14 protein-coding genes and 11 tRNA genes are annotated in these 23,489 nt (G+C 44.3%); 13 read left to right on the plus strand and 12 right to left on the minus strand.

The window, feature by feature from the left end; all coding sequences use genetic code 11:
- Positions 1–330: 330 nt before the first annotated feature.
- Entirely contained in the window at positions 331–2,160 is a 1,830-nt protein-coding gene (locus L5M10_RS13005) for an ABC transporter ATP-binding protein (protein ID WP_263255394.1), read from the plus strand.
- Between the two features lie 584 nt (positions 2,161–2,744).
- Here L5M10_RS13005 and L5M10_RS13010 read toward each other — a convergent pair.
- From L5M10_RS13010 to gltX, 7 genes are all read right to left on the minus strand, one after another.
- Positions 2,745–2,820, minus strand: a tRNA-Glu gene (locus L5M10_RS13010).
- Between the two features lie 131 nt (positions 2,821–2,951).
- Positions 2,952–3,027, minus strand: a tRNA-Glu gene (locus tag L5M10_RS13015).
- A 131-nt stretch (positions 3,028–3,158) separates the two neighbouring features.
- Positions 3,159–3,234 (minus strand) — tRNA-Glu (locus L5M10_RS13020).
- Between the two features lie 129 nt (positions 3,235–3,363).
- Positions 3,364–3,439: transfer RNA gene (locus L5M10_RS13025), tRNA-Ala, on the minus strand.
- A 104-nt stretch (positions 3,440–3,543) separates the two neighbouring features.
- A tRNA-Glu gene (locus L5M10_RS13030) sits at positions 3,544–3,619 on the minus strand.
- 63 nt (positions 3,620–3,682) lie between these two features.
- Positions 3,683–3,758: transfer RNA gene (locus L5M10_RS13035), tRNA-Ala, on the minus strand.
- 105 nt (positions 3,759–3,863) lie between these two features.
- Positions 3,864–5,273 carry a glutamate--tRNA ligase gene (gene gltX, locus L5M10_RS13040; protein ID WP_168824307.1) on the minus strand — a complete coding sequence of 470 codons (1,410 nt, stop codon included), beginning with the start codon at positions 5,271–5,273 and terminating at the stop codon, positions 3,864–3,866.
- Between the two features lie 607 nt (positions 5,274–5,880).
- On the opposite strand from gltX, the gene L5M10_RS13045 reads away from it, so the two are divergent.
- From L5M10_RS13045 to L5M10_RS13095, 11 genes are all read left to right on the plus strand, one after another.
- A tRNA-Val gene (locus tag L5M10_RS13045) sits at positions 5,881–5,956 on the plus strand.
- A 44-nt stretch (positions 5,957–6,000) separates the two neighbouring features.
- A tRNA-Val gene (locus L5M10_RS13050) sits at positions 6,001–6,076 on the plus strand.
- Positions 6,077–6,113: 37 nt separating this feature from the next.
- Positions 6,114–6,189, plus strand: a tRNA-Val gene (locus tag L5M10_RS13055).
- Between the two features lie 48 nt (positions 6,190–6,237).
- A tRNA-Val gene (locus L5M10_RS13060) sits at positions 6,238–6,313 on the plus strand.
- A 28-nt stretch (positions 6,314–6,341) separates the two neighbouring features.
- Positions 6,342–6,417: transfer RNA gene (locus L5M10_RS13065), tRNA-Val, on the plus strand.
- A 166-nt stretch (positions 6,418–6,583) separates the two neighbouring features.
- Entirely contained in the window at positions 6,584–6,814 is a 231-nt protein-coding gene (locus tag L5M10_RS13070; protein WP_105252063.1) for a hypothetical protein, read from the plus strand.
- A gap of 467 nt (positions 6,815–7,281) precedes the next feature.
- Positions 7,282–8,301 carry a TRAP transporter substrate-binding protein gene (locus L5M10_RS13075; protein ID WP_113941003.1) on the plus strand — a complete coding sequence of 340 codons (1,020 nt, stop codon included), beginning with the start codon at positions 7,282–7,284 and terminating at the stop codon, positions 8,299–8,301.
- A gap of 59 nt (positions 8,302–8,360) precedes the next feature.
- Positions 8,361–9,017, plus strand: coding sequence for a TRAP transporter small permease (locus L5M10_RS13080; protein WP_173497702.1), 657 nt, complete (start codon positions 8,361–8,363; stop codon positions 9,015–9,017).
- Complete coding sequence (locus L5M10_RS13085) at positions 9,017–10,414, plus strand: TRAP transporter large permease (RefSeq protein WP_028761090.1); 1,398 nt, start codon at positions 9,017–9,019, stop codon at positions 10,412–10,414. The genes L5M10_RS13080 and L5M10_RS13085 overlap by 1 nt, the downstream gene beginning before the upstream one ends.
- Before the next feature lie 129 nt (positions 10,415–10,543).
- Positions 10,544–12,340 carry an ATP-binding protein gene (locus L5M10_RS13090; protein WP_028761091.1) on the plus strand — a complete coding sequence of 599 codons (1,797 nt, stop codon included), beginning with the start codon at positions 10,544–10,546 and terminating at the stop codon, positions 12,338–12,340.
- Between the two features lie 4 nt (positions 12,341–12,344).
- Entirely contained in the window at positions 12,345–13,724 is a 1,380-nt protein-coding gene (locus L5M10_RS13095; RefSeq protein ID WP_028761092.1) for a sigma-54-dependent transcriptional regulator, read from the plus strand.
- 16 nt (positions 13,725–13,740) lie between these two features.
- Here L5M10_RS13095 and L5M10_RS13100 read toward each other — a convergent pair whose 3' ends face one another.
- On the minus strand, positions 13,741–14,988 hold the full coding sequence (locus L5M10_RS13100) for an MFS transporter (protein WP_263186735.1): 1,248 nt from the start codon (positions 14,986–14,988) through the stop codon (positions 13,741–13,743).
- A 162-nt stretch (positions 14,989–15,150) separates the two neighbouring features.
- Here L5M10_RS13100 and L5M10_RS13105 point away from each other — a divergent pair, with 162 nt between their 5' ends.
- Positions 15,151–16,032, plus strand: a complete 882-nt coding sequence (locus L5M10_RS13105; protein ID WP_028761094.1) for a LysR family transcriptional regulator — start codon at positions 15,151–15,153, stop codon at positions 16,030–16,032.
- Positions 16,033–16,117: 85 nt separating this feature from the next.
- Here L5M10_RS13105 and L5M10_RS13110 read toward each other — a convergent pair whose 3' ends face one another.
- The 4 genes from L5M10_RS13110 to L5M10_RS13125 form a co-directional block, all read right to left on the minus strand.
- Entirely contained in the window at positions 16,118–20,014 is a 3,897-nt protein-coding gene (locus tag L5M10_RS13110) for a S8 family serine peptidase (RefSeq protein ID WP_263255395.1), read from the minus strand.
- Positions 20,015–20,754: 740 nt separating this feature from the next.
- Positions 20,755–21,156 (minus strand): YbaY family lipoprotein, encoded by a 402-nt coding sequence (locus L5M10_RS13115; RefSeq protein WP_263255396.1) that lies wholly within the window; start codon positions 21,154–21,156, stop codon positions 20,755–20,757.
- A 1-nt stretch (position 21,157) separates the two neighbouring features.
- Positions 21,158–22,024: an acyl-CoA thioesterase II gene (gene tesB / locus L5M10_RS13120; protein ID WP_263255397.1), complete on the minus strand. Its 867-nt coding sequence runs from the start codon at positions 22,022–22,024 to the stop codon at positions 21,158–21,160.
- Between the two features lie 237 nt (positions 22,025–22,261).
- The gene (locus L5M10_RS13125; RefSeq protein WP_028761098.1) at positions 22,262–23,200 is read right to left on the minus strand and encodes an SDR family NAD(P)-dependent oxidoreductase; all 939 of its coding nucleotides are present in this window, start codon (positions 23,198–23,200) and stop codon (positions 22,262–22,264) included.
- Positions 23,201–23,489 lie beyond the last annotated feature (289 nt).

The following is a 23,489-nucleotide window of genomic DNA, read 5'->3' on the forward strand; positions in this document are numbered from 1 at the left end:
CAGTCAGACTGATCTACTAAAAACCTTAGCTCGCCATAGGCTCATAATGAAGCCGCAAGGATGATAAGGACAGTAGAAGCAGATATCCATCAGGGCCAGAGGCATACCTCAATAACAGGCCGAATATATGGGTGCAATGAACTCTTCTCAAAATTGATATCGAATGTCTTGCAAACCGGATGGGTCCATATATGGCGTGAATGCCATTTATGCAGGAGCAATAAATGGCCTTGCCTAAAGTGCGTTAAATTCCCGCTGAATCCTGCATCTTCAGGTTGTTTGGGTATATGCTAGAGCCGACTATTTTTTATCTCACCATAGAGTTAATTCATGTTTAAACGATTTGAATCCTGGGTTGAAGCCCTACCCGATGATGAACCCACTAAACCACCCACAGGGGTTTATGCTTTTTGTCGCCACTATACTAAGGGCTACGAACTGCCGCTGATCTTAATGTCAGTGCTGACCGCCATGCTGGCCATGCTTGAAGTATCACTGTTCGGATTCATGGGCCAATTAGTGGATTGGCTGGTGAAAAAAAATCCCGAAACCTTATTCCAAGACGAAGGCACGACCTTAATGCTGATGGGAGGTATGGTGATAATTGTGATGCCAATATTGGTATTACTGCATGCGCTTATCATGCATCAAACCTTGCTCGGCAATTATCCTATGTCGATCCGTTGGCTCGCCCACCGTTATTTGCTTAAACAAAGTGTATCGTTTTATCAAGATGATTTTGCAGGCAGAATCGCCACGAAAGTGATGCAAACCTCCTTAGCCGTGCGCGAAACTGTGATGAAATTGCTCGATGTGTTGGTATACATTTTAGTGTATTTCACCTCTATGCTGGTGATGATTGCCAGCGCTGATCTGCGCTTAGTCATACCTATGCTCGTCTGGCTTGCACTGTATGTTGGTCTGCAATGGTACTTTGTGCCTAGACTAAAAAGTGTCTCTACCGAGCAAGCCGATGCGCGCTCAACCATGACAGGCCGTATCGTCGACAGCTATACCAATATCACCACAGTGAAGCTATTCGCCCACACACAGAAAGAAGCCGAATACGCCAAATCCAGTATGCGGATATTTTTAGACACGGTTTATCGCCAAATGCGCTTAGTGACGGGCATCAGCGTCAGCGTGCAAATCATCAACTATCTGTTGGCCTTTAGTATTGCAGCAGTATCGATAGCCCTATGGACCGATAGCGCAATCACGGTCGGCGCCATCGCCATTGCGGTCAGTTTAGCACTGCGCTTAAACGGCATGTCACAGTGGATAATGTGGGAAATCAGTTCGTTATTCGAAAATATCGGCACGGTTACCGATGGAATGAACACCTTATCGAAAACAACGATCATCCAAGATGAGCCAAACGCCAAGGCGCTGGTCGTCAATCATGGCAAGATTGATTTCAACCAAGTGTGTTTCCATTACGGTGAGCAGACTGGCGTGATTGAAGATCTGAATTTGAATATTAAAGCAGGTGAAAAAGTTGGCTTAGTGGGGCGTTCTGGCGCAGGTAAATCGACCCTAGTGAATCTACTAATGCGATTCTACGATGTTGAAAAAGGTCAGATTAATATCGATGATCAAGACATCAAGATGGTTATGCAAGATTCACTGCGTTCGCAAATTGGCATGGTAACTCAAGATACCTCCCTCTTGCACCGCACCATTCGCGAGAATATTCTTTACGGCAATCCCAGTGCCAGTGAAGATCAACTTGATCGCGCGATTAAACAAGCTCAAGCCTATGACTTTATTCAGGAACTCAGTGATCCTAACGGTAATCATGGCTTAGATGCCCAAGTGGGTGAACGTGGCGTAAAACTCTCTGGCGGCCAAAGGCAACGTATCGCCATCGCGCGGGTTTTATTAAAAAATGCGCCTATTTTACTGCTTGATGAAGCCACATCTGCGCTAGATTCTGAAGTCGAAGCCGCCATTCAAGAAAGTTTATATGAATTAATGCAAGGCAAGACAGTGATCGCGATTGCCCATCGACTTTCTACTATTGCCGCGATGGACAGGTTAATTGTATTAGATCAAGGCCGAGTCGTTGAGCAAGGCACGCACCATGAACTCATCGCCGCAGGCGGGATTTATGCTCAATTATGGGCCCACCAAACCGGTGGATTCTTAGGTGTAGACTAAACCAAAGGTTAAATAACGAAAAGCGACACTCAGCAGTGAGTGCCGCTTTTTTTATCTCAAATAAGTTTCCGCCTAATTCTGCCCTCTTCCCTCAAAGCTTCACTCTTCTCGCGCTCATATTCACCGCAGTAATACACGATTCATCTATTACAATGGCTACCGTGTGAACGGCTCACTTCAAACTTCACTCGTTGAACGATTGGAAATAAGAGATAAATCGCGATTAACGATTCAACTTATCAGTATTGAAAGTGGCAGCATTCAAAGTGCCAACACACTGAACAATCCGAAAGGTGAGTTTTAGCTCTGGATTAGCGCAAGGTTAAGCAGGAAAACACTTAAATAATTCTTATCACACGATTGAACAGAATGACTTCACCACACTAAGTAAGCCTTTCGAAGCATTATTTATTTTTATTTAGGTGGTTTGAATTGGTGGGTAAATTCGGCAAATAACTCGGAGCGTATGACTCGCAAATGAATCGGGGAGATCTCGATTTAATATTCAAAATTCAGACACAAAAAAACCACCTTGAGGTGGTTTATTGTCTTTAATCAAAGTTTCGATAAACCTTGATTAAAATTGGTATCCCCTAGGGGATTCGAACCCCTGTTACCGCCGTGAAAGGGCGGTGTCCTAGGCCTCTAGACGAAGGGGACCCGGACTTATGATTTAACTCGTAACCGAGYTTTRTAACACATTCACTTCAGTAGGCTAGGAAGYAAATGCYTTGTTCTTACCAAACAACWCGTTAGTTRTTTGCTAGGAACCACTCTCTATAAAATATAGATGGTATCCCCTAGGGGATTCGAACCCCTGTTACCGCCGTGAAAGGGCGGTGTCCTAGGCCTCTAGACGAAGGGGACCCGGACTTATGWTTYAACTCGTAACCGAGYTTTRTAACACATTCRCTTCAGTAGGCTAGGAAGCAAATGCCTTGTTCTTACCAAACAACACGTTAGTTATTTGCTAGGAACCACTCTCTATAAAATATAGATGGTATCCCCTAGGGGATTCGAACCCCTGTTACCGCCGTGAAAGGGCGGTGTCCTAGGCCTCTAGACGAAGGGGACCCGGACATATTAATTTGAACTTAACGTTCCCGTTTAACATCTACGGTCTCATAGGCCTCTTCTAAGTAGCGAAGTATGCCTTGGGTGTATTAATTTAAACTTTCGTTTCTGCTTAATAAGGCAGTAAATTGGTGGAGCTACACGGGATCGAACCGTGGACCTCTTGCATGCCATGCAAGCGCTCTCCCAGCTGAGCTATAGCCCCAAATTTTTGTCAACACAGCTAACTTTAGCAGTATATGTATCAGCAGAAATTTAGATTTTGTTCTTACCAAACAACACGTTAGTTATTTGCTAGGAACCAATATTTGGTATCCCCTAGGGGATTCGAACCCCTGTTACCGCCGTGAAAGGGCGGTGTCCTAGGCCTCTAGACGAAGGGGACCCTGGACATATTAATTTGAACTTTTCACTAGAAAAGGTTCCCGTTTAACATCTACGGTAAGTTTGGTGGAGCTACACGGGATCGAACCGTGGACCTCTTGCATGCCATGCAAGCGCTCTCCCAGCTGAGCTATAACCCCAAACCTATCGAACTACATTTAAGTGCACAGCAAGCATTTGCTCGACTGTGTCTCAACTGCGTGGCGCATTCTATGCAGCGCACCTAAAAGTGTCAACTCGTTTTTTTAGGAATTTATTCTATCTGCTACAAATTCAATCGCTTTGGATATTCTTTGCTCAGAACGGCTTCTTCCAATTAAAAATAGTGTGATATCTAAGCCTGGAGACTGCCCTGCCCCTGTTACTGCAACACGTAAAGGCATACCGACCTTACCCATACCCACATCTAATTCAGTCGCTGTATCTTCAATTGCCTGATGAATAGCTTCAGCTGTCCACTCAGTTAATGCCGATAATTTCTGTTGCACCAGTTGCAATGGCTCTAACGCAACACCGCGTAAATGCTTTTTCGCCTGTGCTTCATCAAACTCAGCAAAATCTTCATAGAAATAGCGGCTAGATGCGGCTAACTCTTTTAGAGTCTTAGCGCGCTCAGCTAATGCAGTGACCACTTCAGCTAATGCTGGGCCATTTGACAGATCAATTTTTTGATCGTCCATGTGCCATTGTAAGTGTGTTGCTACATATTCTGGATCTAGGCTCTTTATATAGTGTTGGTTCAACCACACCAGTTTATCGGTATTAAAAGCAGAAGCGGCTTTGTTGATGTCACTCAACTTAAAGAATTGCTTCATTTCTTCTAATGAGAAAATCTCTTGATCGCCATGTGACCAACCTAAACGTACTAAATAGTTCAGCAGTGCTTCTGGTAAATAGCCATCGTCACGGTACTGCATTACGCTAACAGCGCCATGGCGCTTGGACAACTTAGCGCCGTCATCACCTAGAATCATAGATACGTGTGCATATTCTGGGATCGGCGCCCCTAATGCTTTAAGAATGTTGATTTGACGCGGGGTATTGTTGATATGATCTTCACCACGCACCACACAAGTGATCCCCATATCCCAATCGTCAACCACCACACAGAAGTTATAGGTTGGCACGCCGTCGGTACGGGCGATGATCAAGTCATCTAATGCCTCGTTAGAAAATTCAATCCGACCACGAACATGGTCATCAAATACCACTGAACCACCGATTGGATTTTTAAAACGCACCACAAATGGTTCATCAGTCTCGCGAGCGGGTAAGTCGCGACAGCAACCATCATACTTTTGTGCTTCACCGTTAGCGGCCTGTGATTCTCTTAAGGCATCGATTCGCTCACGTGAACAGTAACATTTATACGCTGTGCCCTTTTCTAACATTTGAGCAATGATTTCGTTATAACGGTCAAAACGCTTAGTTTGGTAATATGGGCCCTCGTCCCATGTCAAACCTAGCCAGTTCATGCCTTCTAAAATCGCATCGCAAGCGGCTTGAGTCGAACGCTCAATATCAGTGTCTTCAATACGTAATACAAACTCACCGTTATTTGCACGGGCTTGTAACCAAGAATAAAGTGCCGTACGGGCACCACCAACATGCAAGAAACCGGTAGGACTAGGGGCAAAACGCGTCTTAGTTGTCATAATGGGACACTAACCTATATAAAGTCGTCTAGATAAAGACAATCACGATAAAAAAGTGGGCTTATTCTAACAGTCAAAGCAGGCGCTGCAAATGGGACAAGCTTCACAGTATCACTTATCTGGTTAAATCGTGTCGCGAATCCCTCCCTTTTATAGGGAAGCCAATATAAAGCGATATATAAAGGTGGCACTATTGCTATCACCACCATTGATGAATGCTAACACTTGAGAAGATTTTTCAGGCTTTATATTCCAACCCCTAAATCTCTACACCTATATTCCTTCGACTATAAATATCTGCGCCATCGAACACGCGCATCTATACACTATCAATGCACTCATGCTGTTAGTGCGCTAATTTTTATAAATCACTCACTTCCTCAGCACTTTTACCACAAAAAAGTCAGGTGAATGGGATGAGTTCAACTCGTATTTAATCGCGAGCGTCCAAATTACGTACCATTGACTGGCGAATTAAATAACACTTTGATCGGCGGCGTGATTAGCATTAAGCCAATGTGGACAAAAATAGCGCGACCAATGCTTTTTTCACTAAAAAGCGTTGACACTAGATCGAACCTCCCTATAATACGGCTCCACACAGCGAGGTCGATTAGCTCAGCTGGGAGAGCACCTCCCTTACAAGGAGGGGGTCACTGGTTCGAGCCCAGTATCGACCACCATATTTTCTACAAAGAAATTATGGAATACAAAACGTTATATCCCAGGTCGCTTAGCTCAGCTGGGAGAGCACCTCCCTTACAAGGAGGGGGTCACTGGTTCGAGCCCAGTAGCGACCACCATATAACTTGATGTATTAATGTGTAAAAGTCATTCCCAGGTCGCTTAGCTCAGCTGGGAGAGCACCTCCCTTACAAGGAGGGGGTCACTGGTTCGAGCCCAGTAGCGACCACCATTCTTTAGTGAAGAATGACTTAAAAATTGTGTAGTTTAAGAATGCCCAGGTCGCTTAGCTCAGCTGGGAGAGCACCTCCCTTACAAGGAGGGGGTCACTGGTTCGAGCCCAGTAGCGACCACCATATTCTGCAATACACACGTTATATCCCAGGTCGCTTAGCTCAGCTGGGAGAGCACCTCCCTTACAAGGAGGGGGTCACTGGTTCGAGCCCAGTAGCGACCACCATATTCCTCCCCCAATAAACTTTACCCGCGCGCTGACTCAACTATGCTTGATCTCAATCAGCGAGTGATAAATTATGCTGTTCGGCATTTTATACTTCGTTAAATACTAAGACTATCGACACTCAGCCTGATTTCATTCTGCTTTAGCATTTTTGGAGATCAACATTATGGCCAGCGTCAGTCAATCCGCTTCTCTTGCCAATATTGCCACTTATTTAAAGCATACCCACGCCTGCGATGAGCAAACGGCTCTAAAAGAAGCGCGGGAAGTCATGCATAATCTCGTCAGCATGCGCCAAAAAGGCTTTATTACTGGTTGGTACTTTGATGAACAAGGCCATTTAGCCTTGTTACCTAGCGATGCTATCCTTAAACGTATTCTTTTAGAGGATGACTAACAGCATCAAATGAATTGTGTCTTGATTGACTACGATAGCTATCGACTTAACCTCCATAGACTTCACATCTCACCTACACTTCTTCTCCTAAAGCAGCTCACCACAATATTTATCGTTATATCGCATACTTTTACGGCTTTTTTTGATCTAAAAATAACTAAGTTTGTTTAATTTATCTGCAACGACAAGAGCCGTCAATTTGGGGCCGATCTTCACTATGGGTGGGTTTCCACCCAAACACAAAATCACTGTGAGCGAGATCTCACCCACCAAACTAAAAGTGTGACAAACATCAAATGAACTACACTTTAGTAACCAAACACTTACAGAAGCCAGTGTAAGTTGGCGTGGTATTTGCCTTTAGTAAGACAGACCTCAGGGAAATCAAGGCTGTATTCCTACTCAAACTTGGTAACAAACTAACCAAGACTGAGGACAAATCCTAACAACAGAAAAAGGAACTCAAGATGATATTGAATCAACAAACTGGATTGACCCGTCCACTCAAAACCTTAGTCAAAATGCTCGCTGTTGCCTCCGTATTTGCGACCAGTTTTAACGTATTTGCAGAACCGATTGAAATTAAGTTTTCACACGTAGTGGCAGAAAACACACCTAAAGGCCAAATGGCACTTAAATTTAAAGAACTCGTTGAACAACGTTTACCAGGTGAATACAAAGTCAGTGTATTTCCTAGCTCACAGTTATTTGGGGATAACAACGAACTAGCGGCACTGCTGTTAAACGACGTACAATTTGTCGCGCCTTCACTCTCAAAGTTTGAGCGTTACACTAAACGTCTACAAATATTCGATTTACCTTTCCTATTCAATGATATGGATGCCGTGAACCGTTTCCAACAAGGTGAAGCTGGTCAAACATTACTGAACTCCATGAGCCGTAAAGGAATTGTCGGTCTAGGTTATTTACACAATGGTATGAAACAGTTCTCATCTAACACACCACTTAAAAATCCTGCTGATGCAAAAGGCTTGAAATTCCGCGTTATGGCATCTGATGTTCTAGCAGCCCAGTTTGATGCTGTTGGTGCAATCCCTGTGAAAAAACCTTTCTCTGAAGTATTTACCCTACTTCAAACCCGCGCTATCGATGGTCAAGAAAACACTTGGTCAAATACTTATTCACAAAAGTTCTATGAAGTGCAAAGCCAAATCACTGAAAGTAATCACGGTGTTCTCGACTATATGGTCGTGACCTCTGACACTTTCTGGAAAGGTCTACCTGCTGACAAACGTAAGATCATCAAAGAAGCTTTAGACGAATCTATCGCATTAGGTAACAAGATTGCCGCTGAAAAAGACAATGAAGACAAACAGTTAATCCTTGATTCTAAACGTTCACAGTTAGTAACTCTATCTCCTGCTGAACGTCAAAAATGGGTTGAGGTAATGAAACCTGTTTGGGCTAAGTTTGAAGATCAAATCGGTAAAGATGTGATTGATGCTGCTGTAGCTGCAAATAAATAATAATGATAATAGCCGCTTAAGCTCAACCGAGCTTAGGCGGCCATTTCAGCGAGGGGATTATGGCTGTGATATCGCGAATATTTGGTTATATTGAAGAAGGTGTGCTCAATTTATTGATCACTCTGATGACGCTGCTAGTGTTTTCAGAAGTCGTCGCTCGCTTCTTCTTCAACACGGGTTTTCTTTGGATCCAAGAACTTACATTAACCTTTTGCGGTTGGTTTGTGTTATTTGGTATGTCCTATGGGGTTAAAGTCGGTGCCCATATAGGTGTCGATGCGTTTGTTAAAAATTTAGCGCCAAAGGCTAAAAAGATAGTATCTCTTATTACTGCCTTTGTTTGTATCGTCTACTGCGGACTCTTTTTAAAAGGCAGTTGGGATTACTTAAGCCAGATGTATCAAATCGGTTTGCCTATGGAAGACATTCATTTCCCACAATTTATATTAAAAAGCCTTGATCCAGATTTTGCTTGGAACACTTTAAAAATAGATATTGAAGATGGCGCAATACCGATTTGGTTATCTCAAAGTATTTTAATCATTGGCTTTTTTATGTTGACTTGGCGTTTCGTCGAACTCTTTATCGCCATTCTGCGTGACCAAGTCTCAGGCTTCCAATTTGCCGATGAAGCGAAAGAAAGTATGCATTTAATCGATGAGAGCGCTAAAAACGCTAAAGTAGATCCAGTCTCTGACCAAAAGGAGGCTAAATAATGGCTATTGCAACCCTATTTACCGCCCTATTCGTATGTATGTTTCTCGGTATGCCTATCGCTATCGCATTAGGTTTTTCCAGCATGCTGACGATTTTATTGTTCTCGAATGATTCCTTAGCCTCAGTTGCACTCAAGCTGTATGAGTCTTCATCAGAGCATTACACTTTACTCGCTATCCCCTTCTTTATTCTGTCATCCGCCTTCCTATCAACGGGTGGTGTCGCTAGACGGATTATCGATTTTGCCATGGACAGTATTGGACATGTCCGTGGTGGATTAGCGATGGCATCCGTTATGGCGTGTATGCTGTTTGCTGCAGTTTCTGGATCATCTCCTGCGACTGTTGCGGCAATTGGTTCTATCGTCATAGTCGGCATGGTAAAAGCAGGTTATCCCGAAAAATTTGCTGCAGGCGTGATCACGACCTCTGGCACTCTCGGGATTTTGATCCCACCTTCAATCGTCATGTTAGTGTATGCCGCAGCAACTGAAGTGTCGGCTGCAAAAATGTTTATGGCAGGCTTAATCCCAGGTTTAATGATGGGATTTATATTGATGATCGTCATTTATATCGTTGCCCGCTTTAAAAACTTGCCCTCACGTCCTTTTCCTGGCGTTAAACAACTGGGGATTTCAAGTGCCAAGGCAATGGGTGGATTAGCACTCATCTTTATCGTATTAGGCTCTATCTATGGTGGCGTCGCTAGCCCAACCGAAGCATCAGCTGTGGCTTGTGTATATGCTTACCTTATTGCGGTATTTGGCTACCGTGATATCGGGCCATTAAAAGACGTGGCATGGCGTAATCAAGGTGAAAACTTAGCCAAAGCAACTGCGCGTAACTTAGGTCATATGTTCTTAGGACTGATTAAAACGCCTATCGACAAAGACATACGTCATGTTGTGCGCGATGGTGCCAAGGTCAGTATCATGCTGCTGTTTATCATAGCTAACGCTATGCTATTTGCGCATGTATTAACCACAGAACGTATCCCTCACATTATTGCTGAGTATATTGTTAGCATGGGTTTACCCGCCTGGGGATTCCTGATCATCGTTAACTTACTGTTGCTTGCTGCCGGTAACTTTATGGAGCCATCGGCGATTGTACTCATTATGGCGCCAATTCTGTTCCCTATTGCAACGCAATTAGGCATAGATCCTATCCACTTAGGTATCATAATGGTCGTGAACATGGAGATCGGTATGCTAACGCCGCCGGTGGGGCTCAATCTCTTTGTCACCGCGGGGATCACGGGGCGCAGTATTGGTTGGGTGATTCAGTCGGTTCTGCCTTGGTTACTCGTGATGCTAGCCTTCTTAGCCCTGATTACTTACGTACCACAGATTTCACTCTTCTTACCTGAATGGTTGGATTCGATGCGTGGATATTAGTCTGCAATTCAAGGTTGTGAGATTACCCCTTGATTACAGATAGATTTTAAGCGAGCCTAGTCAGGCTCGCTTTGTTTTATTATGCGCAGTATCAGTTATTGATCCCGTTGCTTTATCAGGATAACCACCATGTTGCCCATGACGCCTAAGGCCAAGAAACGCCTCTTTCTGACCGTTGTGTTACTTGCAGGCCTATTTGCAACCCTCAAACTGACATACTGGGTGCATTTGCATCAAGGTAAAATCGAGATCCAAAAGCAATCGGAGAAACAACTAAAGGAATTAGTCAGTTTTCTCGATGGTGCACTATCGCGCTACGAAAGTATTCCCCACGTGCTCTCGACTAACCCAATGCTCGCCAATGTCCTGAACGACCAGCAGAATCCTGACAAAGTCCAAGAGCTTAATTTATATCTCGAAGAAATTCAGCATGTCACCGAAGCATCCGATATCTATCTGATTGATGCCTTAGGTATCGCCATTGCCGCCAGTAACTGGCAACAAAGTTTTTCCTTTATTGGCAAGGACTACTCCTTTAGACCCTATTACACAGATGCTATCTCGGGCAATCTAGGCCGTTATTATGCAGTGGGTACCAGCTCAGATAAGCGCGGATTTTATTTCTCTTACCCTATTTATCAACAAGGTGGTAAAGGCATACTTGGGGCCATCATAGTCAAAGTTAACATTGCCGACATAGAGCAACAAAGTACCAGTATCGCAATTGCGGGTCAGTATCAGTTCCTTATCAGTGATCCTGAAGATATCGTCTTTATTTCCAGTATCGATGAATGGCGGTTAAAATCACTAACCCCGCTTACCCAAGCCAAGCAATATGCCCTTAATGCATCAAAACGCTATGCTGAACGTCCCATAGGAGAGTTGTTGATGAAGCCGCCCTATGAAAGTGGTAGTCAAGCTATGCTCTACCAGCTGCAAACGGGTACAGACCATGAACAATACATGGACATCCACCAATCAATGGCTAAGGCAGGCTGGCGAGTACACATCTTAGCGCCAATCAAACCTTTACTGACCTCTTTGCCCGCGCTGATGTTACTGTCAGCTAGTATTTATCTTTTGCTAGCACTCAGCATCCTATTTAACGCCGAGCGCCGTCGCAATCTACACCGAATGCAACTAGCGCAAAGCCTATTAGAACAGCGAGTTGAAGAACGCACTCAGGACTTACAGCAGGCCAACAATCAACTCAAAGATACTCAAGATGAGCTGATCCAAGCGGCAAAACTGACAGTAATCGGTAGTTTATCCGCCAGTATTAACCATGAACTCAATCAACCACTCGCGGCACTTCGCAGCTATGCCCAAAATACCCAAACTTTTCTCGCCCGTGATATGCAAGATAAGGCACTGGATAATATCAAGATTATTATTGAACTTACCGATAGATTAGCCGATATTGTTGGGCAATTTAAAAGCTTTACCCGCAAGAGCCAAGGCGCTGATAGCGCAACCGATATTGGCCGCTGTATCAAGCAAGCCCTGACCATAGTTCAACCTGCAATTGATAAACAGGGTGTTGAACTCGATGTGCAATTACCCAACGGCAACTATCAGGTTTGGGGCGATAAAGTTAGATTACAACAAGTGTTTGTCAACATTATGAGCAACGCCATTGTCGCTATGCAACAATCGGTTAAACGCCAATTGGTTATCCGCGTGACCAGTGAAGATAAGTTTTGCATCAGTATCCAAGATTCAGGCCCTGGTGTACGTGAAAGCCAAATGGAGAAAATCTTCGAACCCTACTTTACCACCAACGAACGGCACGGACTGGGGCTAGGCTTATCGATTTCACAACGCATTATCGAATCCATGCAAGGCCAAATTAACGTTGCCAATGCCGAAGAGGGTGGCGCTATTTTCCAGATTATTTTACCTATTTACTTGCTCGAGGAACGTTAGTTTTATGAGTGTGCCCAATTCAATTCAAGATTATTCTGTTCTCATCATCGACGATGAGCCGCACATAGGCACAGTTCTCGTTCAACTATTTGAACTGGAGGGCATTAAGGCGCTCGCCACCACAGAACCCAAAGGTATCGCTAAGTTGCTGCATAAAGATTGGGCTGGAATGGTGATATCGGATGTCAACATGCCACAATTAGACGGCATCAGCTTAATGCAACAAATCCGTCTGCAAGATCCCGATCTCCCCGTCGTCCTACTCACTGGTTTTGGTGATATTGCCATGGCAGTCAATGCCTTAAAACAAGGCGCCTACGACTTTCTCGAAAAACCCTTTAATAACGAACATATACTCGATGTGGTTAAACGCGCCTTAGAAAAACGCAGTCTGACCTTAGAGAACCGCAAGCTTAAAAAGGATCTCGAAAGCCAAAGCGTACCGGGCCCTCGTATTTTGGGCAACAGTGTCGGCATCAACCGTATGCGCCACATCATAACGCAAGTGATAGATACGCCTGCGGATGTGTTAATTGAAGGCGAAACCGGTACAGGTAAAGAACTTGTTGCCCGCTATTTACACGACCACAGCAGCCGCAGCCAAGCCAACTTTGTCGCCATCAACTGTGGTGCAATCCCCGAAAACCTGATTGAAAGTGAACTCTTTGGCGCCGAAGCGGGGGCCTTTACTGGCGTCGATAAGATGCGCATTGGCAAATTTGAATATGCCAATGGTGGCACGTTATTTTTAGATGAAATTGAAAGTACGCCACTGTCTCTGCAAGTAAAACTGCTGCGAGTGCTTGAAGATCGTAAGGTTGAACGTTTAGGTTCTAACAAGAGCATCAACTTAGATATTCGCGTGATAGCGGCTACAAAAGTCGATTTAAAAGGTCTGTGTGACACCGGGGAATTTCGCCAAGACTTGTTGTATCGCTTAAATCTGGTGACTGTGCCCATCCCTCCCCTGAGAGATCGCCGTGAAGATATTCCGTTACTCTTTTTACACTTTGCCCGCGTCGCATCGGCACGCTATCACAAAGCGCTTATCGCCTTAAATGCGGAGCAAAACGCGATACTTACTTCCCACGACTGGCCAGGCAATGTGCGTGAGTTACGTAATCTCGCCGAACGCTTTGTGCTGCTGGGCGGAGAAGCCGCCTTTGCTGGCACATTAGGCAATACTCCAAGCCTGCACTCGAGTATGTCCCTGCTACAAAGGGTAGAGTTTTTTGAACGGGTACTGATTGAAGAAGCACTTAGCCACAACAAGGGCAGTATTAAGCAGACCATGGAGCAGCTAGAACTGCCCCGCAAAACCCTCTACGACAAAATGCGTAAATACGATTTAGACCGCAAACAATACATTAATTCCGATGACTAAAGGGCATATTTAAGCTTTAGACTAACGCCCGTTTGACATGAGTTTGATGGTAATGCAAACGGGTGATTGCTAAGGCGATCAAAGCTAATAAGGTTAACGATCCCATCACCACACCGCGCCACTGTGCCTCATGCCAAAACATCATCAAATAAGGGCCGCCAATCGCAGCACCTAAGTAATAACAGCATAAATAGAGTGATGTTGCCTTAGCTCGATCACGACTGGCCCGCATTGCAACAAAGGAATTACAACAACTGTGGGTAAGGAAGAACCCACAGGCGGTCATTAAAAAACCTAAGCTAATGGTCAAAGTGGTATCAAACAGGGTCAGTAAACTGCCGAGCAACATCACGCACCAAGACCACTGATACAACTTATGTTGGCCAAATTTGGCGAGCCATTTCGCAGTAAAATATGACGCAATAGTGCCGCTGGAATAACACAGGAAAATCAAGGTGGCTTGGAAACGACTCCATTCATAGGGTGGAGCCATCAAATGCAGTTGAATAAAGCTAAATTGATTCACCATCATCATAAAGGTCAAGCCGCCAATCGCGTAGACCAAACGCATTTGCGCATCGGTGAGATGATGACTAAAGCCATGAAGATCTTGCGCTAAACGGGCGCGTTTTGATAAGGAAGGCTCAGTGTTACTGGGTGACATCGACTGCGCATCGGCAAGTGAAGGCAGCAAATAGTTCACTAAAGCCACCCCTGCTAACGTCACTAGAAACAGCAACCACATAGATTCTTGCCAAGATAAAAACTGCGACATTAAACCACCTAGCAGACGTCCAACAATCCCGCCAATACTGTTCGCCATAATATAAATGCCTGCGGCTTTCAGCATAGTACTTGGTGATAATTGCTCCTTAAAGTACGCCATGGCAATCGCAGGTACGGCAGCGAGTAATGCACCTTGTAGCAATCGCACTAGCACTAACCCATTAAAATCCGGCACCCAGATTAATAGCAAGTTAGACAATGCCAATAACCACAAGCTGACAATGATTGGAGTGTGTCGACCGATACGATCTGACAGTACCGCATACAAGAGCAATGAAAAGGCTAAGGAAAAACTGGTCACCGACAGGATCAAGGTTGCTTTAGAGCCTGATACCGCAAAATGTTCCGCAATCAGCGGCAACATGCCTTGCATTAAATACAAGTTGATATAGACCACCACTGAAGCGACGCAGAGCGCCCACATCAATCGGGTGTCACGCTGTTTATTGTCAATCATAGTATCTAATACGGCTTGCACGGGAGCCTCGACCAAGTATCACTCATAGGATAGACAAAGATTATCACTGGGCATAACATAACAATAATAGATAATATCTATCGTAATCATTGATTTTTGTTATAGAAATAGCGCGCCAAAAGTACACATCTTGCCACTGATAAAATAGTACGAGCCCGATTAATGGATATTCGCCAACTCAAACATTTAGATGCCCTTGCCAATACCGGCAGCTTTACCGCCGCAGCCAAGAAACTGAATATGGCTCAGCCCGCGTTAAGTCAAAGTATCAAGCGCTTAGAGGTCGCACTCGGCGTCACCTTAGTCAATCGTACGAGCAACAAGAATGATAAACTGCTCACACTCACGGCCGAAGGTATAGTCCTGCATCAACACGCCACTTTGATCCTAAAACAAGTTAAGCAGGCCGAAGCGCAAATCCGCGCCATGGCCAATCTCACCTCGGGAGAGGTCCGCATTGCCGTGCCAGGCATGCTGGGTTCTTTCTATCTCCCCTCGCGCTTAATGGCTTTTCGGCATAAATACCCCGAGTTGAAACTATCACTGTTTGAAGGCGGGACGCGGGATGCACTGCGCATGTTGCAACAGGAAGAAGTGGATATTGCAATCATTACCGCCCAAGACCTGCAGCCCGAATTTGATAGTCAGCTGTTGATCCGTGAGCAAATGGTCATCGCCATGGGTGCTGAACACCCTTTAGCGGAACATAGCGCTGTGAGTCTACATGACTTTTTCGATCATGAATTAGTGATGTTCAAAACAGGTTATTTCCACCGTGAGTGGATACTCTCTCAAGCCAAAGAATTAGGCAAAAAGCCCAATATTGCCTTCGAGACCAATTTGATTAATCTGATTAAACAGATTGTTTCCCAAGGATTTGGGATCACCAGTGTACTTGAGATGGCGATAAGCTCAAAAGATGACATTTTAGCCAAACCCTTCGATCCACCGGTATTTTTAAACCTCCATATTGCATGGAAAAAGCAGCGCCCCGTCAGCCAAGCAGACCGTGCCTTTGTCGATTTTTTAATGTCAAATCGCTAACCCAAACCAGCAAATACAAAAAGGGCTGATATCAATATCAGCCCTTCTCTCTTACCATTAAACCTTCCGATTTTACTCTGAGGGTTTAGCCTTGTTTACGACGACCAAAAGCAAAAGGTAGCAACAACAAGCTTAACCAACCTAAGGCACCACCATCATCTTTCTTGGCTGGTGTTTCAGTCACAGATACAGACACAACACTTGAATCTTTATTGCCGTGGTTATCAGACACTGTCAGTTGGAATGAAACCGTCTGAGCAGAGCCACTCACGTTTGGTGCGACGAGATTAAGCTTGGCCGCATTAGCGTCAAAGTTAAAGCTGGTGCCCCCTAACTGAGTCCATTTGTAGGTCAAAGGATCATTGTTGGCATCCGACGACTTGCTCGCATCGATGAACAAAGGTTTACCTTCTTGGACAGTGGCAGGAGCTTCAATCACAGCCACTGGCGCCACTTCTGGAACATCAAATTGATACTCCTGCTTCAAGATTTCAGCCGAGTCGTTATTCACTTTGTTGGTCAATGCCACTATGTTGCCTTGACTCGCCTTACGTGGCACTAAGTCAAAGGTGACATCTAATGCCGCAGCAGCAGAGGCCATTTCGATAGTCCAAGTGATCTTATTGCCCACTTGCGCACCTTGATGGCTAATATTAGCCACTTCATGACCTTCTGGTAATAACGCCTCTAGGGTGTAAACACGGGTTTCTTGCGTTTTGTTCGCTTCGATACGTGTCTTCATCACTTTAGCGGTGCCAGGTGTTAATTCACCAGAAACAGTACTGCCTAGAGGAGGTAATACGTCATCACTAACGCGCTCAAATACGACCGGAATTTTAACAGGTGCGACTTTGTCATCAGTGGTGGTCAGCGTCAGCATAGCTATGCCAGCATCTCCCACTAGCATCGCTTGTTTCCATGCTAAGTTGACATTGAAATCTTTATGATCACCCGTAAGATTTGCAGTTAAGTTATCACCCGCTTCATCATATAAGGTTACTTGTTTCAAACTAAAGGCATCATCCGCATCGGCTGCAGATGCCTGATAGTTTTGTACAACGACAATATACTCACCCTTCACTGGGTTCTTAATGGATACACTTTCCTTTGAACCGCCAAACGCAGAAGATGCCGCGATAGAAAGCTTGCTACCGTCTTTCTTATCGAGTATCACAAACATGTCTAAGTCAGGAGAGGTTGTATTACCGATTGATGCATTGAAATATAAAGCTTTATCTTCAACATTAAAGCTAAATACTTTTACGCCATCGGCCAAATCATCAAATGCACTATCGGTATTTGAATCCTGTTTCACACTTGATTCATAAGTAGCGCTTAATTTAAGTGCAGTCACTGTCGCCGCAACACCGGGTAGATCAATCGCTTTCAAGTGCGCCAAATTACGTTCATCTGCATCACGTGAGGCTGAAACATTAACCAAAGCAGGTAAATCGCGTTTAGCTATCTTAGCTACGATCGGCATATTAGCCGTTGGGAAAGTATCGGACGTTAATACTAAGTTACCAAAGCCCCAACTTGCACCGACGTCAGTCACATCCGCAGTCACTGTAATCGTTTGGCTTTCACCTTTTTTGAGATTAAAGCTTTCTGGCGTCACAGTTAACGCGAATTTATCCGTTGCGGAAACGCCTTTTGCAGTCCAGCTACCATCAGCCGTTGCAGTAACAGTACGTGTCCAAGTACAAGTATCGATACAACGTGAATCAGCCATGCTTGGAATGTTTAGCTTACGTGGATCACCACCTGTCGAAGGATTAGCAATCTCGTAGTTTAAGGCACTTTCATCCATCACTAAGCCCGTTTTTGCCGCTAAATCAACACGAATACGACCGGCTCCTACGTCAAACGGATCAGCAACGGTTTTACCATCGGCTTTTTTCATGGCTTGGGCTGTCGTTGACGTCATCATTAGCGCAGAACGAATGTTGTCTGGCGTCCAATCCTTATGTAGCGATTTAAGTAACGCACCAGCACCGGCAACGTGAGGACTCGCCATTGAAGTACCTGACATCAAAGTGAAATCGGCAGGATCTGTACCTGTTTCATCATGGCCAAACTGTTGGTCGGAATAAGCAGCGTAGATGTCACTGCCCGGTGCAGCAACATAGGGTACGAGTACATCGTTAGTCAGATTAGGTCCAATCAATGAACTGGCAGATAAAATATCCGCTTCTTTACTGGCAACTTTAGGGGTTGGAGACAGCGTGATTTCAAGAGCAGGATTTGCCGCCATAGCAGCAATCAATTCTAAGCCATCAATATCACCAATAAATACCGCTGGAATATTCAATTTATCCAGCCCCGACATAGTCAGACGCGCATTATTTTCACCATCTCTATTGAAAACAATCACACCCTTAGCGCCAGCGGCCATTGCTGCGGCCACTTTGATATCGAATGAGCAAACACCGCGTCTTAAAACGGCGATCTTGTCTTTAAAGGCATCTGCTGGGAACGGTTTACAGGCTTCAAAATTGGTCGCATCGATTGCGCCAGCATAAAGGGGAACACCTTTGAGCACTTCAGTTTGAACCGGACCAGAACCAGCAGTGTAATGATAGTTTTTACCATTAAATTCCACGGCGCGTACTATGTCACGGTTATGAGTCGAGTTAGCTACCGAAGTATACCAAGGTGCATTTTTAGGCGTAGAGTAAGGTGTTTGATTAATCGCAGGGCTCGTGCTTGTCGCGGCACGTGTGTTACCCGCAGCCACTGCAGCAAAAATCCCTGCATTACGCGCGGCTAAAAAGCCTTGTTCCGTCGCACTATTCCACGGGTTTCCACCGCCACTGATAGAAAAGTTAAGCACATCGACGCCATCTTTAATCGCATCATCTAAGGCTTTTAAAATCGGTGCGGTCGGGCAGCCAGAATAAGTGTCGCCCGCATTACCCGGATTACAAATTTGATAAGCTATGATGTTTGCATGTGGTGCAACACCTGAGATTTGTTTAAATTCAAGGCCTGTCGCAATGCCATCGCTTTCTAACTTACCTGTTTCACCTTGCACATAAGGCACATTCACTAGGATGTTACCTGCTGCGGTACTCGCAACGTGAGTACCATGCCCACCGTAATCCTCACCATTTTTAGCTGGAGGGGTGTCACCAAACACTTTTGCATCGTCGTAGTTATTTGTTATCTCAGAGTAACTGCGAACTCCAATCAACTTGTCATTACACATGCTCGCGAAATCAGTTTTACAATCACCAATATAGATGCCTTGACCTAATGGGTTTGTGTGGTCATAGCCATCTTGGCCAACATCAGCGAAAGAAGCATGATCTGAGTTAATACCTGAGTCGATAATACCGACGATCACGCCTTCCCCCATCGCTTTCGTGCCCGTCGCACTGCCATCCCATACATTAGGAGAACCGATAAGCGCTTGACTGACATCGGTTTCCATTTGCTCCATACGCTCGCGCTCAACAAATGCAACCTCAGGTAACTCAGCCATTTTCTTCGCTTGAGCTTGAGTCATGCGAACCGCCATACCGTTTAACGCATACTGATATGTCGTTAATGGTTGCAGATTGGTGCCAATAGCCGCACTCGCGTTAGCTAAAAATCGGTTCTGTTTTACTTTCAAATAACTAACATAACTTTTGACTTCAGCTTTAGAAGCATCAAGTTTACCGTTCACAGCAACTTTTGAAGTACCGTTTACCTGCACTCTTTGTGAACTAGTCGCTTTCAATCCTGGAATAGTTCCTTGGTAATTAGCAACCGAACTATCGCGTAAACGGACGATATAAGTATATTCACCCTCACCTAAATCTGCTTCAGGTACAAACTTAACCTCAGCTCCGGCAGCGTTACCGCGTAATGAAGTGACTTGTAATTCACTTGGAATATCTAACTGCAAGGTTTCACCCGTAGGTGATAATACGGTTTGTGCATTTGCCGCCGACGATAACAGTGCCATAGACACTGCTAATGCTATTTTAGTTTTCATTGTGACTTCCCTAATTCTTATAAGTTGTATGATTTATAAAACTCAGGTTTGGGTGGCATGAAAACGCTGCGACAACCAAAAACATCACCCGTAACTGACATTTTTTATGAATAACCATTCAATTTACTGTGATGATGATCACTGAGTTTTATCGCGACAATTTGTAACACGCGATGATACAAATTAAAACAGCAAATTAACAGAACGTAATTCAGTAAATGATGAACAACCTCATACCTTGTTAAAATAAATCCATAGAACCTTTATCAGACTGTTTTATGTCCCAACGATAAGTCGTAGTATAAAGTCGATAAAAACAAATAATAAACATTAAATCATAGCGTTAAAATTAACCTTTAAGTGTCGGCTCAAAAATAGCATTAGGTTAAACAGAATAAATCCCCGTAAATAAATACTCTCTTTTATAAATATCATTAATTACAAAATAAACACAAAATACCATAAGCTGAAACATCTGAGCATCAAAAACGAAACGTTAAACCAACAAATTGTATGCATTTTGTATTTGTATAATATTTTACAAAATGATGCCCCTTATAAAAATTAACTAACTTATGCATTAATATTCTTAATCCTGTATAGAGCAAATTAATACTTAATCTCACATTTACAGCATAGCAAGCGGATTATTGACCACAAAAAAGCCCTTTCAATATCGAATTGAAAGGGCTAAATCTTCATCAATATAAAAACAATATTATTGCAGTTATGGCCAGTGGTTAATTCGCCATAACCGCTTTCATTAACACTTCTGTCGTGAACTTATCATTATTGATAACTGGGAACCTGTCATAGGTTTGGAAGATCACTTGATCTTGAAACTTGATCATCGCCACTACGCCATATTGGATACTTTTATCGATCGATTTAGCGGGCAGTGTAAATTTAAATGGCACAGGTGCTCTGGCGATATTGAAGGTTTTTTGTGCGACGACGACACCTGGAGTATTCAAATCAATAATGGCAATAATGATTTGGCAGCCTTGAGGTAATGGGATCTTCTCTAGATAGCCAGCGGCGCCATTGATGATAATCGGTTGATCAGGTGTTACAGTCACACAGCCATTGAGCAAGACAGCCATGAGAGAGAACAATATAAACGATTTTATTTTCAGATACATACTAACGTCCTTTTACCATGCGTATCAGGCCTTCTTGGGTAGAAGAAGCCACTAACTCGCCTTGTTGATTGAAAAACTGCCCTCTGACGTAACCTCTGCCACCGCTAGCATTAGGGCTATCGATACTGTAAAGCAACCACTCTCCCATATTAATCGGGCGGTGGAACCACATCGCATGGTCGATCGTCGCCATTCGTACCCCAGGACTTAAGAAGGATACACCGTGGGGCTGAGCTGCCGTGACTAAAAAGTTAAAGTCTGAGGCATAGGCGAGTAAATATTCATGGATATGGGCATCATTTGGCATAGGACCATTAGCCCTCATCCAAACATAACGGTACGGCTCGGTTTCTTTAGGCGCAAAAGGGTGCAGTGGATTGACCAATCGCATCTCAATTGGCGCATCGGCCATAAACTTTTCAAGTATGCTCGGCGGTACTTTATCCCGCATCGTCAGCGCCAATTCCTGCTGATTCAACAAACCTTCAGGTCCGGGCACTTGCGGCATAGCGGCTTGATGACTAAAGCCTTCCTCGGGTTCTTGGAAGGAGCAGGTCATATGAAAAATAGGGCGACCTTTTTGAATAGCACTAACCCGACGAGCGCTAAAACTACCGCCATCACGCATATTTTCTACTTCATAAACAATCGGCAACTTCTCGTCACCTGCACGTAAAAAGTAGGAGTGTAATGAATGGATCTTACGCTCAACAGCTACTGTCTGTTTTGCGGCGCTCAGTGCTTGGCCCATCACTTGACCACCAAACACATGCCCAAAACCCAGATCTTGGCTTTGACCACGAAAGAGACCAATTTCAATTTGCTCAAGGGAAAGTAATGATAAAAGATCGTCTAATACCTGACTCATGGGATCCTACTGCGTAATTAGCAATTAATCTTAAAGGGTAACTCAGTTAGCCTTAAGCTGACCAGTCTTCTATCGATTATTCACAATCAAATCATCACTCCAACGGTGAGGAATTAAACCAGGCACGCTGGAGTGTCTATGTTATTTATTGTGGTTAGCATTTACGGCTTTATTGAGCCACTTACTGCATTTAAATCGCTATAGATGCAGGCTTAGTTCAAATACAAGCATGATGAATCAATCGATTTTAATGTGATGTTCTAGCGCACTTAACTTAGACCAAGACAACACTTTATCCTCTCCACAGGAGTGCAAAGTCACGGGGAAGGATTGGTGTAACTGTGGCCACTGCTGCGCGAGGTTATCTGGCGTAAAAAGACCTTCATTAAAATACATAGGCTGAAATTCGACAAACATGCCGTGGCTAACACTGCCCGCTCCGGCGAGTAGATGTTGACCATTTGGCGCCTGTTCACTCACCAAGAAAGCCGTAGTAGCAGTTAATGATTCAAAGGAAAATAGCGGCTGAATCGCACTCGCTAAATGTTTGGCCGTCATCGCAGTTACGGCCTGAGGGCATAAACTATTGACTCGAATATTATGGATTTCACCTTCTAATGATAAGCTATTCACCATGCCGACCAGCGCCATCTTGCTTGCACTAAAACCAACTTGGTGCAAGTCACCGAACAAGGCCGAGGCTCCCGTTGTCATCATTATCCGGCCAAAATGCTGTTGTTGCATATAAGGCCAAACAGCTTGAGTGAGATAAAAGCTGCCATTGAGATCGACATCCAATTGCCGTTGCCACTGCTCAAGTTTAATGTGCTCAAAGGGACAAGCACCATAAACGCCCGCGTTATTGATCAAGATATCAATGCGATGCCAGCGTAGGATCACCTCTTCAATCATGCTATTCACTTCATTTCGCTGACTCACATCAAGCACAAAATAAATGCAATCTCCACCGAGTTTAATAATGCTGCAATAGGTCTGCATTAATTCTAAGTTAGCTTGGCTCGTCTGAGCGCCGTCGGTGGAAATTGACTCATAAGACGATAACGGCTGGTCGACGAGTATCACTTTTGCCCCCCGTTCAGCCAACATGATGGCATACGCTCGACCTAACCCAGCCGCAGCCCCAGTGACTAATGCCACCTGATTGTCAAAACGCATCCAAATATGTCCTTATCGGCATTGTTGTAGCGGCAAAAAATAACGAGCATAGGGTAGCAACCGCCTATGCTATCTACTAAACAGAGTATTTAGCGTTATGCCTATGTCATGGACAGCACAAAGCCTCCATAAACATTAACTATGGAAACACAGACTTTTTTGATTTTCTTTGAACTTAACGACAAATCTCATCCTGCATCAGTGAACATATGTGCGCCAATTCAAACTCTGTTAAATGCGTTTATTAGATAGTGCTCACTTTCGTGTTAAATCTTGTTATGCTATGCGC

The organism is Shewanella sp. SM32 (assembly GCF_025654235.1).
Lineage (GTDB): Bacteria > Pseudomonadota > Gammaproteobacteria > Enterobacterales > Shewanellaceae > Shewanella > Shewanella oncorhynchi.

Excerpts from the sequence above, each read along its gene's own strand:
- L5M10_RS13125 (WP_028761098.1), bottom strand. The coding sequence starts at position 23,200 with ATGCGTTTTGACAATCAGGTGGCATTAGTCACTGGGGCTGCGGCTGGG.
- L5M10_RS13090 (WP_028761091.1), top strand. The coding sequence starts at position 10,544 with ATGTTGCCCATGACGCCTAAGGCCAAGAAACGCCTCTTTCTGACCGTT.
- L5M10_RS13110 (WP_263255395.1), bottom strand. The coding sequence starts at position 20,014 with ATGAAAACTAAAATAGCATTAGCAGTGTCTATGGCACTGTTATCGTCG.
- L5M10_RS13105 (WP_028761094.1), top strand. The coding sequence starts at position 15,151 with ATGGATATTCGCCAACTCAAACATTTAGATGCCCTTGCCAATACCGGC.
- gltX (WP_168824307.1), bottom strand. The coding sequence starts at position 5,273 with ATGACAACTAAGACGCGTTTTGCCCCTAGTCCTACCGGTTTCTTGCAT.
- tesB (WP_263255397.1), bottom strand. The coding sequence starts at position 22,024 with ATGAGTCAGGTATTAGACGATCTTTTATCATTACTTTCCCTTGAGCAA.
- L5M10_RS13085 (WP_028761090.1), top strand. The coding sequence starts at position 9,017 with ATGGCTATTGCAACCCTATTTACCGCCCTATTCGTATGTATGTTTCTC.
- L5M10_RS13115 (WP_263255396.1), bottom strand. The coding sequence starts at position 21,156 with ATGTATCTGAAAATAAAATCGTTTATATTGTTCTCTCTCATGGCTGTC.
- L5M10_RS13080 (WP_173497702.1), top strand. The coding sequence starts at position 8,361 with ATGGCTGTGATATCGCGAATATTTGGTTATATTGAAGAAGGTGTGCTC.
- L5M10_RS13005 (WP_263255394.1), top strand. The coding sequence starts at position 331 with ATGTTTAAACGATTTGAATCCTGGGTTGAAGCCCTACCCGATGATGAA.
- L5M10_RS13070 (WP_105252063.1), top strand. The coding sequence starts at position 6,584 with ATGGCCAGCGTCAGTCAATCCGCTTCTCTTGCCAATATTGCCACTTAT.
- L5M10_RS13095 (WP_028761092.1), top strand. The coding sequence starts at position 12,345 with ATGAGTGTGCCCAATTCAATTCAAGATTATTCTGTTCTCATCATCGAC.
- L5M10_RS13075 (WP_113941003.1), top strand. The coding sequence starts at position 7,282 with ATGATATTGAATCAACAAACTGGATTGACCCGTCCACTCAAAACCTTA.